Below are 14,766 nucleotides of genomic sequence, written 5' to 3' on the forward strand. Positions count from 1 at the left end.
TATAAAGCAAATTATAAGTGTATAAGTGACACTGAATGAGTTGACACAAATGTATAATTATCTTGATTTTGAAAAACCAGTTGCTGATCTTGATGGGAAAATTCTTGAATTAAAAAAAATTTCTCAGGAAAAAGGCAGTCTTGATATGAGTGACGAGATTGCTCGTCTTGAAACGCGTTCCCAAACAGCGTTGCGCGATATTTATAAAAAATTATCGCCGTGGCAAAAAACACAAGTCGCTCGTCATCCGGATCGTCCCCATTTTATGGACTATTCTAAACGCCTATTGAGTGACGTTACGCCTTTGGCCGGAGATCGAAAGTTTGCTGAAGATGAGGCTATTCAAGCGGGGTTTGCACGCTTTAAAGGTGAGGCCGTTGCTTATATTGGTCAAGAGAAAGGTCACGATACGCAAACACGTTTGCGCTATAATTTTGGTTCTGCGCGTCCAGAAGGCTATCGTAAAGCTGTACGTATTATGGAAATGGCTGACCGCTTTGGTTTGCCACTCCTCACTTTTATTGATACAGCAGGTGCTTATCCTGGGGTAAGCGCTGAAGAACGTGGGCAAGCGGAAGCAATTGCTCAATCAACAGCTACAACTTTGCGTTTGAAAGTTCCTGTGGTTTCTGTTGTTATTGGAGAAGGCGGTTCTGGAGGGGCGATAGCAATCGCGGCTGCCAACAAAGTTTATATGTTGGAGCACGCAATTTACTCTGTTATTTCACCAGAAGGAGCAGCTTCTATCTTATGGCGTGATCCAGCTCGTGCAAAAGATGCTGCAATGAATATGCGTATTACCGCTCAAGATTTGTATCGCTTAAAGATTATTGATGGCATTATTTCGGAACCTTTAGGGGGAGCGCATCGTGGCAAAGAGATTGTCATTGATGCAACGGGTGATGTTATTTCAGAGGCTTTAAAAGCTATGGCTGGAAAAGATGGTCAAGTGCTTAAACAAGAGCGAAGGGAAAAATACCTTCAAATTGGTCGATCTCTAACATAGGTTATTTTTTGTGAGGGGTGTTGGATTGGAGTTTTATTCGATGACATTTAGCAGATTCCTTGCTGTGTGTGTGTTGTTTGTAATGGGACTATTGACAGCATGTGAAGGAAGATTACCAGCCTCTATTCGCGCTAAAGTTGAGCAGCCGTTGCCGCAAGAAATCAAAAATAGAATGGTTCTGTATGATATAGATCCCTATGCACCGATTATGATGCGGTTTTTTAAGGAAGAAAATCTTGCTGAAGTTTGGAAGCAATCTCGTTCAGGACCTTTTATCTTGGTTGCTCGCTATGGCATTTGCAAATGGTCTGGTAAGCTTGGACCTAAATATAAAGAAGGGGATCTTCAGACACCAGAGGGTTTTTATACTATTAGCGCAAACCAAATGAATCCTTATTCAAAATATTATCTCTCTTTTAATATAGGATTTCCTAACCTTTATGATCAGGAAAATGGTCGCACAGGAAGCAATCTTATGGTGCATGGTTCTTGCTTTTCCGCAGGTTGTTATTCTATGAGTGATAAGAACATGGCTCAGATTTATGCGTTTGCACGGGATGCTTTTAAAGGAGGACAAAGAGAGTTTCAGTTGCAGGCTTTTCCTTTCCGCATGACCGAGGATAATATGTCACGTCATAGCAAGAATCCTCATTATCAATTCTGGGTTATGCTTAAGAAAGGTTATGATTTTTTTGAAAAAAATCGTCAACCTCCAACTGTTGAGGTTTATGAAAAACGTTACGTTTTTAATCGCGATATTGATAAAAATTCAGTTTCTCTAATGCAGTAAGTGTTATTGTATCTTACAGCACCGTAAACACTATCACTTAATAATGGCGATACAGGATATGCAAAAACTTTGCACACAAGGTGTTTAAGTGAGTGGTCAATAGTCTTAAAGTGCAGAGTTTTTTCATAGAGCCTTAATGTAAGTAAATCATATGAAGTGGGAAGCCAAGAGGAATTTTCTCAAAGAAGTTGGATTGTTTGCACATAGGCACTGGTGTCAATCTTCGTTTTTAGTGAAGAGTAAGTTAACATAAAATGCACCTCTCTTTTTATTTCTTTCAAAGAGTTTTATTCTTTTATGCTGTAAAATATTGTCTTGTCGTGCTGTTATATAAGACACATTCACATATTTTAAAATGCGATATTGCCTCTGTCTGATTTTGGTTTTTTTCTTAACAGGGATTTTGATTTCAATTAGCTTGAATAAATATAGAGTTGAGCAGAATATTTTAGAACCAAGAATTTGGTCAATCTGTCTGTGAAATGAATCACATGAAGTGGTTTGCAGATGAAGCGCATTTAGAGAGAAAACAATCTGTTTGCAGATTGATGGATATTAAATTTTTTATCATAACAATTTTATTTATAATGATAATTTAGTGTTATTCAAGTTAAATTAGAACCCTGAATACCATAAGATTCTCTCATTTCAAAGCCGTTCCATGTTGAATAAATTAAAACCATTTTCTTGCACGTTACAAGCGGGGATAACCGCGTGGGTGAAACTGTGCAAGAAAGACTAAAATGCTTTTTACAAACCGTCTCAAGTACCAAGGGCTTGTTTCAACATTGGGAATTAGCAAAGTGTGTAATGGTGCCGGTTTGCTTCTTTAAAAGCATAAAGATGGTGGTGCCAATGAATTTAATATTATATCATTGAAGGGGAGAAAAAATTAAAATTTTATTCCTGGAATGACCAGAGGATTTTCTAAGAGAGCTGTTTTGTCTGCAGTATCTATTGCTGGTTTATTAAAAAAAGCATTGAGGAGCTTTTGTATTGCGTCTTTTTCAACACCATCGGCAATGATGACAAAACGTGTTTGTTTTATTCCTTTTGGCCATGCCGGCAATCTTATGGGAGGATGAAAAAATGTTTGTACGCCATGTAATACAAGTGGGCGATAAGGGTCATCACGCAATGCGATAATTGCTTTAATACGTAATAATTTTGTACCATAACGCTCTTGTAGGAGATCTAAAAAAGCTTCAATTGTGGCGTAATCAACAGGACCCTCACAGTTTAGTGAAAAGGTACGAATGGTTTTATGGGGGGTATGATCATGTGGGGTAGTCGTAAGATTTTGTTTAAGTTTTGTATTTTCTACTTTTTCATCCCATAATGTGTTATTTATTAATAGATTTGAACAGAAATCTTTAGAATGGGCGTCAATGATTTGTGCTGTAGGATTCATTGTTTTAAGTGTGCTAAGGAGTGCATCTGAAAGCGTTTGTGGGTCTCTAAGATCTGTTTTGGTGAGAATGATTTTATCAGCAAATATTAATTGTTTATATATTTCAGGATAGCGCTTACATATGGAAAGTGGACTTAATGTATCAAATGTTGCAAGAACAGCATTTATGGACAATGTTTGAATAAACAATGGGTGGCTTAAAAGTATTTGTAAAATAGGGGCGGGATCAGCCATCCCTGTGGTTTCAATGATAATATGATGGAGTTGTTTGATCTGTCCTGTCTGAACGCGATTTATTAAATCAATTAATGTGTCGATGAGATCACTGCGTAAATTACAGCATAAGCAACCATTGGCAAGCTCAATAATTCCTTCTGTCGTTTTTTCAACCAGAAGGTGGTCAATACTGATTTCGCCGAATTCATTGATGATAACAGCACATTCTGTTAGAAGAGGGTCTTGTAGCATACGGTTGAGCAAAGTTGTTTTGCCAGAGCCTAAAAAACCCGTAATAAGCGTGAGAGGGATGCGCTTTATTTTCATGTTAATCATCAATCATAGTTTTGTTTTTAAAAAATATATCTCAGTATGTCTAAGCAATTTATAATGATGTCCGTGAGGGATATAATGGTTAATCCCCCATGAAATCCATTGTACCACTATCTTTACGCTTATAAAGGTAGGTGCACGTGGGTATATTATACACTTTTAGCGTCAATGTTATGATAATTCTTGGTTCTTGAAAGGACTTTTATTCCTTGTTTTAATTATTTTATCTACATGTTCATCCACCTTGTGGCGCGCAAGAGACTGGTTTTATTGATTCAACAAATACAGATTTGAAATGAGAGAATCTTACAATACTTGTGGTTTTGACATAAGGTACAAAATAATTAATTATGATTATAAATCAAAGTATTATAATTAATTGTAGATTATGATTTATGGCTTTTTATAGAATGGTTTGCGTGCCTTTTATACGGAATATAGGGTTTTCTTAGTGGTTTTACTGTCATTTTAGGTGTTTGTGGCGTACGAATGAGGTGTACTGATAAAGGATGAGAAAAAGAAGGTGGAGCAGTGATAAAAGGTGAGGTGAGAATAATATTTCCTTGATCATCATATGAATTTGCATGCATTTTTATGGCTTCAGGTGTGCATGTTTGTTGTCTCATATTGTTGGCTTGTGTTATGTTGCTCCCATAAGGTTTTAATGTTGCTAGTGTTAATTGGGGGCTTCCTTGGTGCAAAAATCCTATTTCAAGAAGTTGTGCAGCTTTTTCTTCTCTTTCACTTATGTTGTTAGCACCTAGAATGACAGCAATAATTGTACGTTTATTGCGGGTGGCTGAGGCAACAAGATTAAAACCAGAGGCACAAATAAAGCCTGTTTTCATACCGTCTATCCCATAAAAACGGCCAATGAGGTTGTTTGAGTTATGTTGGATTTTTCGATTATTACCAAAATCAATGGCTGGAATAGAAAAATAATGAGCATATTGTGGAAATTCTCGACGTATTTGAACGGCTAAAAGAGCAATATCGCGTGCCGTGGAGTAGTTTTGAGGATCTGGTAAACCACTTGCGTTCGCAAAATGGGTGCCAAACATGCCTAAACGTTTAGCTTCGCTATTCATTTTACGTACAAAATCTTTCTGTGAACCCGCAACAGCTTCACTCATGGCAATGGCTAAATCATTGGTAGATTTAACCATGGTGATACTTAAGGCTGTATCAAGTGTGAGTACAGAACCAGCTTTATAGCCTGAACGATATGAGGGAGCTTTTGCGGCGTATTCGCTGATGGTGATATGTTTGTTTGGTGAAACTTCCCCTCGGCTCATGGCACGAAAAATAACATAAGCGGTCATTAATTTTGTCAAGGAAGCAGGATACCAACGCTCAAAAGCTTGATTATGTTTTAAGATACGCCTCGTTGTAACATCAACAGAAATAAAAGGCTGCGCTAGAGCAACAGCGCTGGATAAACTCAAAATCACAGAAAAAAATAAATTATAGAAGAGACGTCGCATTAATTTAAATCTAGTTCCCTCTTATTCGTTATTTAGAATTGTTTTAATGTAGCACACAAAGCATTTAAGTCTAGGATAGGAAGGAAAGATGGTTAATTGCTGTATCCGTTGTGTCTGTGGGATAAAAACCAATTCTCATTTTTATTTTCCCCTTGAATTTGGTTTGATGACTTAAGTATCTCAAGAAATACTTTTTAAATAATGAAGATTGTACAAGATTTCAGGTTCTTGGAGGAATTGAATTTCTCAGAAAGGAATGAATCTGCATAATCATGCATTTTTCTTGCTCTCCTGTTAGGATAGCCCTTGGCACTTGAGACGGTTCGTAAAAAGCATTTTAATCTTTTCTTGTATCGTTTTATTCACACAGATATCCCCGCTTGTAATGTGTAAGAAAATGATTCTAATTGATTCAACCTAGAATAGATTTGAAATGAGAAAATCTTACGGTGTTCAGGGTTCTCATTCAAGTTGAATAACGCTAAAACATCGTTATAAATCAATGAGATGTATGTTATTTAAATGATTTTAAAGAGAGGAAGAATTCTTTTTCAAAAAAATTTACACATTGATCATTTCTTATCATGTACAAGTGTTTTACAATTTTAAATTAGAAAGTTTGAAGTATCTTTCTTATATTTTTGTTCCCTATACTCCGCTCAATATACAAAGTTATGCATTATTCTTATCAATCAGTGCATTGTTTCATGTTGATTTAGTTTTTGAAGTTTCTGAACAGCGTATGGTGGCATAGGAGGAGGGGTAGGGTCTTGAGCTGCTAAGAGAAGCAGTTCATCACACGCTTTTTCAGTTTTTTGGACAAGTTGATCTAGAAAATCACGTTTGCTTAAACCAGCCTCTATCGGGGGAAGAATACGGACACGAATTGTTCCGGGATAGCGGCGAAAATTATTGCGTGGCCAATATAAACCCGCATTATGTGCAATAGGAACAACTTGAAGTCCTAATTCATTATAGAGCGCGACAATTCCTGACTTATAATCTGGTTCTTGACCGGGTTGTCGGCGTGTTCCTTCGGGAAAAATCAAGATTTGGCGCCCTTGTTTTACTTTCTCTTTTGCTTTTTGTATAATCATTTTTAAGGCTTTGATGGGTGTTGTGCGGTTAATGGGGATAATTTGCGTTTTTGCCATATACCAGCCAAACAATGGAATCCACATCAATTCACGTTTTAAAATGAGAGTGGGATCATCAAAATAAGGAACAAGACTGAAAGTTTCCCAAGCCGATTGATGCTTTGGAGCAATGATATAGGGTCCTTTGGGAAGATTTTCTAAACCTTCAATCTCATAACTTGTGCCTGCGATGTATTTTTGCAAAAAGAGTGTAACGCGCGCCCATGTTTTAGGAACAATCCATGCCTTTTTGCGGGGCATTAAAAAATAAACGGGAGCGTAAAGAATCATTTGTATGAAAGTTGATGTATAAAAAGCGAACGTAAAAAGAATAGAACGAAGGATAAGCACTACATTTTCCATTTTATATCTATAAGAAGACTTCGTATATAATATAATTCACGTGAGAAAACATCTTCTTTATATTTTTTCAAGCATCTATTTTTCGGTAACTCATTTTCCGATATTTAAAAACAGAAGGAAAGAGGTTGATGGAATTACAAAAAGATAAACTTTTTATTCCACGGATTTTATCTATTGCGGGAACAGATCCTTCTGGTGGCGCTGGAATGCAGGCGGATTTGAAGGTTTTTTCAGCTATGAAAACTTATGGTATGAGTGTGGTTACAGCTGTTGTTGCACAAAATACTCAGGGTGTGCGTTCTTTTCAGGCATTAGATGCTTCTTTTGTTGCAGATCAAATTGATTCTGTTTTTGAGGATATTCATGTTGATGCCGTTAAAATTGGTATGGTTGCAAATGCTCAGATTGCACAGGTTATTGCAGAACGTCTTGCTTATCATAAAGCGCGTTTCATTGTTTTTGATCCGGTTATGGTTGCAAAAAGTGGTGATGTTCTTTTAAAGTCTGATGCAATTGAAATTATGCGTGATGTTCTTGTGCCGATGTCAACTTTGATCACGCCAAATTTGCCTGAAGCTGCATTGTTATTGGGATGTGAAGTGCGATGGTCTTTAGAGACTATGTATCAATATGCTCCACGACTCTTGGCGCTAGGGTGTCATGCAGTTTTGTTAAAAGGGGGACATTTGAATACGCTGACCAAAAATAGTACAGAAAATTACGATTGTTCTAGTCCAGATCTTTATTGTGATTGTGAAAACCTTTTTATACTTGAAGCTTCTCGTCTTTCAACCACTCATGATCATGGGACAGGGTGTACCATTTCTGCTGCCATTGCAGCTCTGTTACCTACTCAACCTTTGGATTGCGCTGTTAAACAAGCAAAAGATTATTTGCATGGCGCTTTAACTGCCTCAGATGCTTTAAAAGTAGGGAAAGGGCGAGGGCCGCTTCATCATTTTTATGCATTATGGAAAGATTAATACAACGGTTGATAGTGAAAAATCTTCACTCTATGAATTTGTTTCGTCATTATATGAAGTTTTGGACTTGTGACTGATAAGTGTTAGCGCATTGTAGCTTAACAGTTATTTTGTATTAAGAAGGATAAGAAAAAATGTTATAATTTGTTTCTTTTATATATTTTTTACGATTAATCTATCCTGTTTCAGAGGCAATTTTGAGTATAAAAAAGAGAGCAAGGAATTGTAAAATCAGGATTTGATAGCAAAAAGAGTAGAGGGAAAAACCTTTTACAAGGCGATATTAAAACTAGCGGATCCACTATATTCGCTGTTTCTTATATTGGTGGCAAAACAGGATGAGCCAAAATCGTCATCAAAATTATTATATATCTAACATTTACATAGTTTTTGTCGGCATGGATAGGGTTTTCTAAATAGAAATTGATACTTCCTGATGGAATTATCAATGATCTTTCAGGTGATGTGGTAAATTTTTTTCGGATATTACAACGTCATTATCCTTTTTTATGGAACTGCTTTATGAAATTATTGGCGTTTCAGATGAGTAGCCATGAGGAGTTTCAACATTTAATACAGCAAGATCTAGAAACTTTTACGAATTTAGAGCGGACTTTAAGGTTTTTATATTTATAGTGATTAAGTTTTAGCGAGAAGGTAGTCGATTACACAATCGGAGTTTCAATAGACCTGTAGCATATGGTTTAATCTTTTCAAAATTGAATTTTCATTCTGTTGTTTAGCAGAGGCTACCATTAAATATTTAAAATGGTCTGATTTTATTGTGCGCTATGATGGTTTCAATACTTTATGTTACCTTATCTTGATTTGAAGTTATGCTCCTCATGTAAAATAGAATGCATTTATATTGTTAATTCACATGTCTATTTTAAAGAGATTTCTCTCAAAGTGTGTCATATCCATTTTATAATAACGTTCGTGAATGGTCTAAAGCCTCTATGAAGTGTATAAAGCTATTATGCTTCCCATTTTTACGTTTTCAAGGTGAAAGGGGTACTCCCCTATACTATTTTAGCTCCCAATTTTGCGATAATCTTTGGTATTTCAGAGTGTTCAGAAGAAGAGTTTTTATTCCTTTCTTCAAGTGAATTTTATTGATGCCTCAATTTTTCCTGTTATGCATGAGCAGATGATTGTGAGTGATTTTAATGTATAGAGATTTGAAATGAGATAATCCTATGATATTTTAGACGCTTGCTCAATATGAATAATTATAAATTATCTTTATAAACCAAGTTATTAATTTATTTTTGTATTGAAGATTATTCTGGATAAGAATTTGTTCAAGAAAGAGGATTATCAAATGATGTGCCAGAAATCCCAAAAACTTAATTTACTCTAAATAATAGGTGAAAACAGTTATTTCGTTTGAAAATAATTACAATTAGCGTGAGAGATTTTTCATCATCGACTGCGATATAGAAAAAGAAACAATACACATAAAAGACCTTTAAATGATCTTTGAAAGGTCTTTGAAGACCCTTTGAGAACCCCTTAAAAACTCTTTGAAAAAAATAAATTGGTACAAAACCTAGTGGCAAAATATACAAAACCTGCTGGCAAGCTACAGTGGCAAAATATACAAAAACCGCTGGCAAGCTACACTATAACTCCATACAAGAACGAATAAATACAAAATTCAATGGAGCGGGCGATGGGATTCGAACCCACGACCCCAACCTTGGCAAGGTTGTGCTCTACCCCTGAGCTACACCCGCTTACCGATTCGATATATGTCTTGTCTGTATGGCGTAGGCTTCTACGAATTGCAACAAAAAAATATCATTTTAGTTTGATTTATTTTGTCCATGTTTAAATAAAATGAAATAAAGATTGATTTTAGAAAATTCTTCAGTAATAGATTATTCCTTTTTTAATTTTTGCATGGAGAGGGGTGGAATATAATGTTGAAGAGAATAAATATATTAGGGATTATCATTGCAACTGTTTTTATGATGAACAGTGTTGCAAAGGCCGATGACCAAGTTAAACACGTTAAAGTTGCAATAACGCAAATTATGGTCCATCCTGCTGCGGATGCTGTTCGTAAAGGTGTGGAAGATGTGCTTGCAGCAAATGGTTATAAGCAAGGTGAAAATTTTCAACTTACCTTTTTATCAGCGCAGGGTAATATTTCAACAGCAACGCAAATTGCGCGTAAATTTGTTGGTGATAAACCCGATGTTATTGTAGCAATTACCACGCCTTCAGCACAAACGATGCTTGCGGCAACAAAAACAATTCCTATCGTCTTTGCAGCAATTTCTGATCCTATCGGAGCTAAAATCGTTTCTTCACTTACCAAACCTGGCGGTAATATGACGGGGAGTTCTGATCGTATAGATGTTGCAGAAAGTGTTAGACTTTTACAAGAAGTAAAACCAGATTTGAAAAAAATTGGTTATCTTTATAATGCTTCTGAGGCAAATTCTGTTTCGACACTTAAAACGTTAAAGGATGTAGCAAAAAAAGCTGGAATTGAAATTATTCCCTCATCGGCACCAAAGCCTTCAGATGTTCAGGCAGCAACACGCGCTTTAATCGGTAAGGTCGATATTATTTTTGTTCCTGCTGATAATACGATTTTATCTGTTTTAGAAGGTGCAATAAAGGTCTCAGAGGAAGCCAATATGCCTGTATTTACTGTTGATGCTAATACTATCGGGCGTGGGCCTTTTATGACGCAAGGTGTGAATTTCTATGATGTAGGGGTTGATGCTGGGAAATTGGTTGTGCGTATTCTAAAGGGTGAAAAGCCTGGTGATATTGATGTTGTGCAGGCGGCTAATAATGACATTCGAATTGATTTGAAAGCAGCCCAAAAAGCAGGGATTGTTATTCCGCAGGCAGTTATTGACCGTGCAACAAAAGTGATTCAATAACTTTTATTGATAGAGTGTTGATACAATAAAAATACGTTAAGTTTTCATGGGGATTGTCTTTACATGAATATATTTGCGTTTTCTGGTGCTGTGGAATTAGGCCTTATTTATGCGTTTGTTGCTATAGGGGTTTATCTTTCATTTCGGGTTTTAGATTTTCCTGATTTAACAGTTGATGGATCGTTTCTTCTTGGTTCCTGTGTCTGTGGTGTTTTGATTCTCTTGGGTTTCAATGCATGGACAGCTATGGCATGCGCTTTTTGTGCAGGTATGGTGGCTGGTTTATTAACAGCTCTATTGAATTTGCGTTTTGGCATTTTGAATCTTTTAGCTTCTATTTTAACAATGTCAGCACTCTATACGGTTAATCTTCGTATTATGGGAATTATGGGAGGGTCTAATGTTAATTTAGCACTTGCTGATACGGCGTTAACCCCCTTTTATAATCTGTTTGGTTTGTCTGATATTTTTGTGCGTCCTCTTTTCGTTGGTATTGTGTTGCTCGTTATGGCGTTTTTGATTTGGCGCTTTTTGGAAAGTGAAATTGGTCTTGCTATGCGTGCAATGGGCGCTAATCCACGCATGGCGACGGCGCAAGGTGTCCATACATCAGCATTGATATATTTTGGAATGGGGCTTTCCAATGCGTGTGTGGCACTTGGTGGTTCTCTTTATATTCAAACTGCGATTGCAACAGATATTACCGGTGGAATTGGAACAATTGTTTTTGGATTGGCAGCCGTGATTATCGGTGAAACTCTCTTTCGTACGCGCAATATTTTTTGGATTATAATCAGCTGTATTGTAGGGTCTGTGCTTTATCGTGTGGCGGTGCAATTTGCATTTGAAGCAAATGGCATTGGCATTGATACGTCGACAGATCTTCAGTTGATTACTTCGCTGTTGGTTGTTTTAACCCTTATTGTGCCACGCTATTGGAGGAGGCATAAACGTGATTGAGTTTTTTCATGTTGGGGTCACATTTAAACCGCAAACACCTTTGGAAAAACAGGCTTTAATTGATATTAACCTGAAAATTGATCAGGGTAGTTTTGTTACGGTTATTGGTTCAAATGGTGCTGGTAAATCAACTTTGCTCAGTGTTTTAGCGGGTGCTACGCTTCCTTCAACAGGGAAAGTGGTTATCAATGGGCAAAATGTTTCTAGGCAATCAGTCAGTGAACGCGCTGGAAAGATTGCTTGTGTTTTTCAAGATTCGTTAGAGGGAAGTTGTGGTTCTTTAACAATTGAAGAAAATTTGGCTCTTGCTGCTCTTCGAGGAAGTCGTCGTGGTTTGCGTGCGGCTTTAAATCATGAGAAACGGCAATTTTTTCGAGAGAAAATTGCTCAATTAGGCATTGGTCTTGAAGCATATATTCATAATCCTATGGATAGTTTATCAGGTGGGCAACGCCAAGCAGTTTGTCTTGTGATGGCAACATTAGCACATGCGGATGTTTTATTGCTTGATGAACATACCTCAGCGCTTGATCCTGGAATGGCTGATTTTGTGATGCGGTTGACTGAAAAAATCGTTGAAGAGAAAAAATTAACGACTATCATGGTGACTCATTCTATGCGTCAGGCTCTTGATTATGGCGATCGTACCTTGATGTTGCATGGTGGAAAAGTGATTTTGGATGTCTGTCATGAAGAGCGTAAGGGCTTGGATGTCAATGATTTAATTGGCATGTTTCAGAAAGTTCGCGGGGAAGTTCTTGATGATGATGAACTGTTAATGGATTAATAGTGTGGCTCAGAAAAAAGCACATGAAGTTGATCAGTTTCTAATGCGTTTTTCACGTGCTTTTCCTATTGTTCTCATTTATGGGCCAGATCGTGGTCTTATTTGTGAGCGTGCACAATGTTTTGCAAAACTTACACGGGTAGCAATAGAAGATCCATTTTCGACAATTCGTTTGGATGCTGCTGAAATTGATAAAGATCCTGCACGTTTAGAAAATGAAGCGCGTACGTTATCGCTTTTTGGGGGAGATCGTTTGATATGGATCTCTAATGCTGCTAACCAAAAAGGTTTTCTTGCTGCCTTAAAACTTTTAATTGAGAAACCACCAGAAGCTTGTTTTATTCTCATTGAGGCAGGGGATTTAAAAAAAGGAACAGGGTTGCGCAATGCTGTTGAAACAGCATCAAAAGCGATGGCTTTACCCTGTTTTGCCGATGATATGCGGTCTCTTGACGGTTTGATTGATGAGGTTTTAGGACAGTTTAAGAAGACTCTTTCTTTAGATGCACGTAGATGGTTGCATGAATGTTTAGGGGCGGATCGCCTTGTATCACGAGGTGAATTAGAAAAGCTTTGTCTTTACGCTGCAAATGTTCATATTACTCTTGAAGATGTGAAAGCTGTTGTAAGCGATGTCAGTGCTCTTTCTCAAGATGAAGTCATTGATGCTCTTTTATTGGGCGATATATCAGGCTTTGAAGCGCATTTTAACCGACATGCAGCAGTGCAGGGGGCACTTTTTTTAATTTTGAGTACAGCTCAAAGGCATTTTCAGCAATTACAGCTATTGCGTTATCAGGTAGAGGTTGAAGGAAAATCGTCTTTTACGGTGGTTTCTGAAGCTCGTCCTCCCATTTTTTTTCAACGGAAAAAGGTCGTTGAACAAGCTTTAAAATATTGGAAATTAGAACAAATTTCTTATGCAATGGAAAGAATTCAGAGTGCTGTTTTAGACAGTCGTAAAAATCCACTTTTGAGCGAAGCTATCATTCGTCAAGTTTTGTTAGGGCTTACAATTATTGCACGACGCCAGATGGCAGCTTAACAGCCTAGAAATATAATGATTTTTTATTTTTGGTATACCACAGAGGCATTTTCAGTAATTAAAACTGTTATGCTATCAAGTAGAGGTTGATGGAACTTGTATTTTTGAGGATGCATTTTAGGAGCTTGAAAGCTTGATAGAAATTTTTCTTCAAAAGAAATAGTTTATTTTCAAAAGGCCATTTTGAAACAGTTTTATTATTTTGTTGTGTCGTAAAGTACTGTTTTTTAGAGTAGTGATACGAGGCTCATATCAAATTTTATGTATTCGATGTTTTTTTGTGTGGATATTTGGTGAATATTAGTTGGTTCATAGAGTCTTAATGGAGTAACACCCCCATGTAAAACAGAGTATCTCAAACAACAGAAGACACTTGTATGGTAGATTCATACGCTTTCTTAGAAATATTTTTCAATGCGCGTCATATCTATTTCGCGGCGGTGTTTATGGATGGTGTAGAAGTAAAGTTCCTTGTGAAGAATATAAAACCCATAGAGCAACTCTATCTTTACGCTTAATAAAAGTGAAAGTCGACACTCATTATATACTTTGCTAGCCTCTAATGTTGCTACAGTTTTTAGCATTAGAGAGCGTTTTTCATCATTTTTTCTCACATGTCTTCTTGTGACGTGTAGACAAGAGATTTTAATTGATAAGAGGGTTTGTGATGGAAGAATTTTACAGTATTCGAAGTTATGATTCAAATTGAAAAAAAGTATTATTTTTATAAATCAATGTATTATAGATTAATTGAATCACTTAAAATAGTGAGCCAGAGGAATCTTTTAGACAAGAAAATGAATTGTTTGCAGATCGGTATGAATTAAGAATCTTCATGGGATGAGAAGAAAGTCAAAATAGATTATGATGAAAACCACAGCACCTATGGGGAAACTTTTATGTTTGATACAGAGATGATTATCTTAGCAATGAATGTGTCTCATAAACAGAGCTAACCATTGTTTATTATTAATAATTTATTATTTTTCATATTAAATCAATCAGAACAATGTCTTTTGCACGTCATAAGCGGGGGGGCGTGTGGATAAAAACTGTACAAGAAAGCACTAAAAATGCCTCTTAGTGAATGCTCTCAAATTCCAAGGTTTTTTGCAACATTGGGGGTAGGAAAATATAATGATAGTGTTTTATTAAGTGTGAAGAGGGTCGTGCTTAATAGATTTATAGTTATAACATTTACGAACACTGTCATGAGATAGGCTAGGGAGCGAGATGCTTTTTAAAACAAACCCATGAATTTATAATCCAAATTTATTCTGTTGAGGGCGTTCTGTTTTACGTGAGGGGTGTGATTCCATTAAAGGGATATTCGGTGTTTTTGTTATCAA

Annotated in this window: 10 protein-coding genes and 1 tRNA gene; 7 read left to right on the forward strand and 4 right to left on the reverse strand. The window is 36.6% G+C overall.

Features of this window, described 5'->3' with window-relative positions; all coding sequences use genetic code 11:
- Positions 1-49: 49 nt before the first annotated feature.
- On the forward strand, positions 50-1,006 hold the full coding sequence (locus tag ACFINS_RS00955) for an acetyl-CoA carboxylase carboxyltransferase subunit alpha (RefSeq protein ID WP_375611312.1): 957 nt from the start codon (positions 50-52) through the stop codon (positions 1,004-1,006).
- A 40-nt stretch (positions 1,007-1,046) separates the two neighbouring features.
- Positions 1,047-1,796, forward strand: coding sequence for a L,D-transpeptidase family protein (locus tag ACFINS_RS00960; RefSeq protein ID WP_375611311.1), 750 nt, complete (start codon positions 1,047-1,049; stop codon positions 1,794-1,796).
- 892 nt (positions 1,797-2,688) lie between these two features.
- Here ACFINS_RS00960 and ACFINS_RS00965 read toward each other — a convergent pair.
- The 3 genes from ACFINS_RS00965 to ACFINS_RS00975 form a co-directional block, all read right to left on the reverse strand.
- Positions 2,689-3,750: a CobW family GTP-binding protein gene (locus ACFINS_RS00965; protein WP_375611310.1), complete on the reverse strand. Its 1,062-nt coding sequence runs from the start codon at positions 3,748-3,750 to the stop codon at positions 2,689-2,691.
- Between the two features lie 392 nt (positions 3,751-4,142).
- On the reverse strand, positions 4,143-5,240 hold the full coding sequence (locus ACFINS_RS00970; protein ID WP_375611309.1) for a D-alanyl-D-alanine carboxypeptidase family protein: 1,098 nt from the start codon (positions 5,238-5,240) through the stop codon (positions 4,143-4,145).
- Positions 5,241-5,932: 692 nt separating this feature from the next.
- Positions 5,933-6,739: a lysophospholipid acyltransferase family protein gene (locus ACFINS_RS00975; protein WP_375611308.1), complete on the reverse strand. Its 807-nt coding sequence runs from the start codon at positions 6,737-6,739 to the stop codon at positions 5,933-5,935.
- Positions 6,740-6,867: 128 nt separating this feature from the next.
- Between ACFINS_RS00975 and thiD the strand changes: the two genes are divergently transcribed.
- Complete coding sequence (gene thiD / locus ACFINS_RS00980; RefSeq protein ID WP_375648877.1) at positions 6,868-7,722, forward strand: bifunctional hydroxymethylpyrimidine kinase/phosphomethylpyrimidine kinase; 855 nt, start codon at positions 6,868-6,870, stop codon at positions 7,720-7,722.
- Between the two features lie 1,664 nt (positions 7,723-9,386).
- Here thiD and ACFINS_RS00985 read toward each other — a convergent pair.
- A tRNA-Gly gene (locus ACFINS_RS00985) sits at positions 9,387-9,461 on the reverse strand.
- Between the two features lie 186 nt (positions 9,462-9,647).
- Between ACFINS_RS00985 and ACFINS_RS00990 the strand changes: the two genes are divergently transcribed.
- From ACFINS_RS00990 to holA, 4 genes are all read left to right on the forward strand, one after another.
- Complete coding sequence (locus ACFINS_RS00990; protein ID WP_273790096.1) at positions 9,648-10,625, forward strand: ABC transporter substrate-binding protein; 978 nt, start codon at positions 9,648-9,650, stop codon at positions 10,623-10,625.
- Between the two features lie 63 nt (positions 10,626-10,688).
- On the forward strand, positions 10,689-11,585 hold the full coding sequence (locus ACFINS_RS00995; protein ID WP_375639923.1) for an ABC transporter permease: 897 nt from the start codon (positions 10,689-10,691) through the stop codon (positions 11,583-11,585).
- Positions 11,578-12,372 (forward strand): ABC transporter ATP-binding protein, encoded by a 795-nt coding sequence (locus tag ACFINS_RS01000; protein WP_375618340.1) that lies wholly within the window; start codon positions 11,578-11,580, stop codon positions 12,370-12,372. The genes ACFINS_RS00995 and ACFINS_RS01000 overlap by 8 nt, the downstream gene beginning before the upstream one ends.
- A 4-nt stretch (positions 12,373-12,376) precedes the next feature.
- The gene (gene holA / locus ACFINS_RS01005) at positions 12,377-13,417 is read left to right on the forward strand and encodes a DNA polymerase III subunit delta (RefSeq protein ID WP_375612211.1); all 1,041 of its coding nucleotides are present in this window, start codon (positions 12,377-12,379) and stop codon (positions 13,415-13,417) included.
- Positions 13,418-14,766: the final 1,349 nt, after the last annotated feature.

The organism is Bartonella sp. AA2SXKL (assembly GCF_042197205.1).
Lineage (GTDB): Bacteria > Pseudomonadota > Alphaproteobacteria > Rhizobiales > Rhizobiaceae > Bartonella.

Excerpts from the sequence above, each read along its gene's own strand:
- ACFINS_RS00970 (WP_375611309.1), bottom strand. The coding sequence starts at position 5,240 with ATGCGACGTCTCTTCTATAATTTATTTTTTTCTGTGATTTTGAGTTTA.
- ACFINS_RS00990 (WP_273790096.1), top strand. The coding sequence starts at position 9,648 with ATGTTGAAGAGAATAAATATATTAGGGATTATCATTGCAACTGTTTTT.
- ACFINS_RS00995 (WP_375639923.1), top strand. The coding sequence starts at position 10,689 with ATGAATATATTTGCGTTTTCTGGTGCTGTGGAATTAGGCCTTATTTAT.
- ACFINS_RS00965 (WP_375611310.1), bottom strand. The coding sequence starts at position 3,750 with ATGAAAATAAAGCGCATCCCTCTCACGCTTATTACGGGTTTTTTAGGC.
- thiD (WP_375648877.1), top strand. The coding sequence starts at position 6,868 with ATGGAATTACAAAAAGATAAACTTTTTATTCCACGGATTTTATCTATT.
- ACFINS_RS00975 (WP_375611308.1), bottom strand. The coding sequence starts at position 6,739 with ATGGAAAATGTAGTGCTTATCCTTCGTTCTATTCTTTTTACGTTCGCT.
- ACFINS_RS00955 (WP_375611312.1), top strand. The coding sequence starts at position 50 with ATGTATAATTATCTTGATTTTGAAAAACCAGTTGCTGATCTTGATGGG.
- ACFINS_RS00960 (WP_375611311.1), top strand. The coding sequence starts at position 1,047 with ATGACATTTAGCAGATTCCTTGCTGTGTGTGTGTTGTTTGTAATGGGA.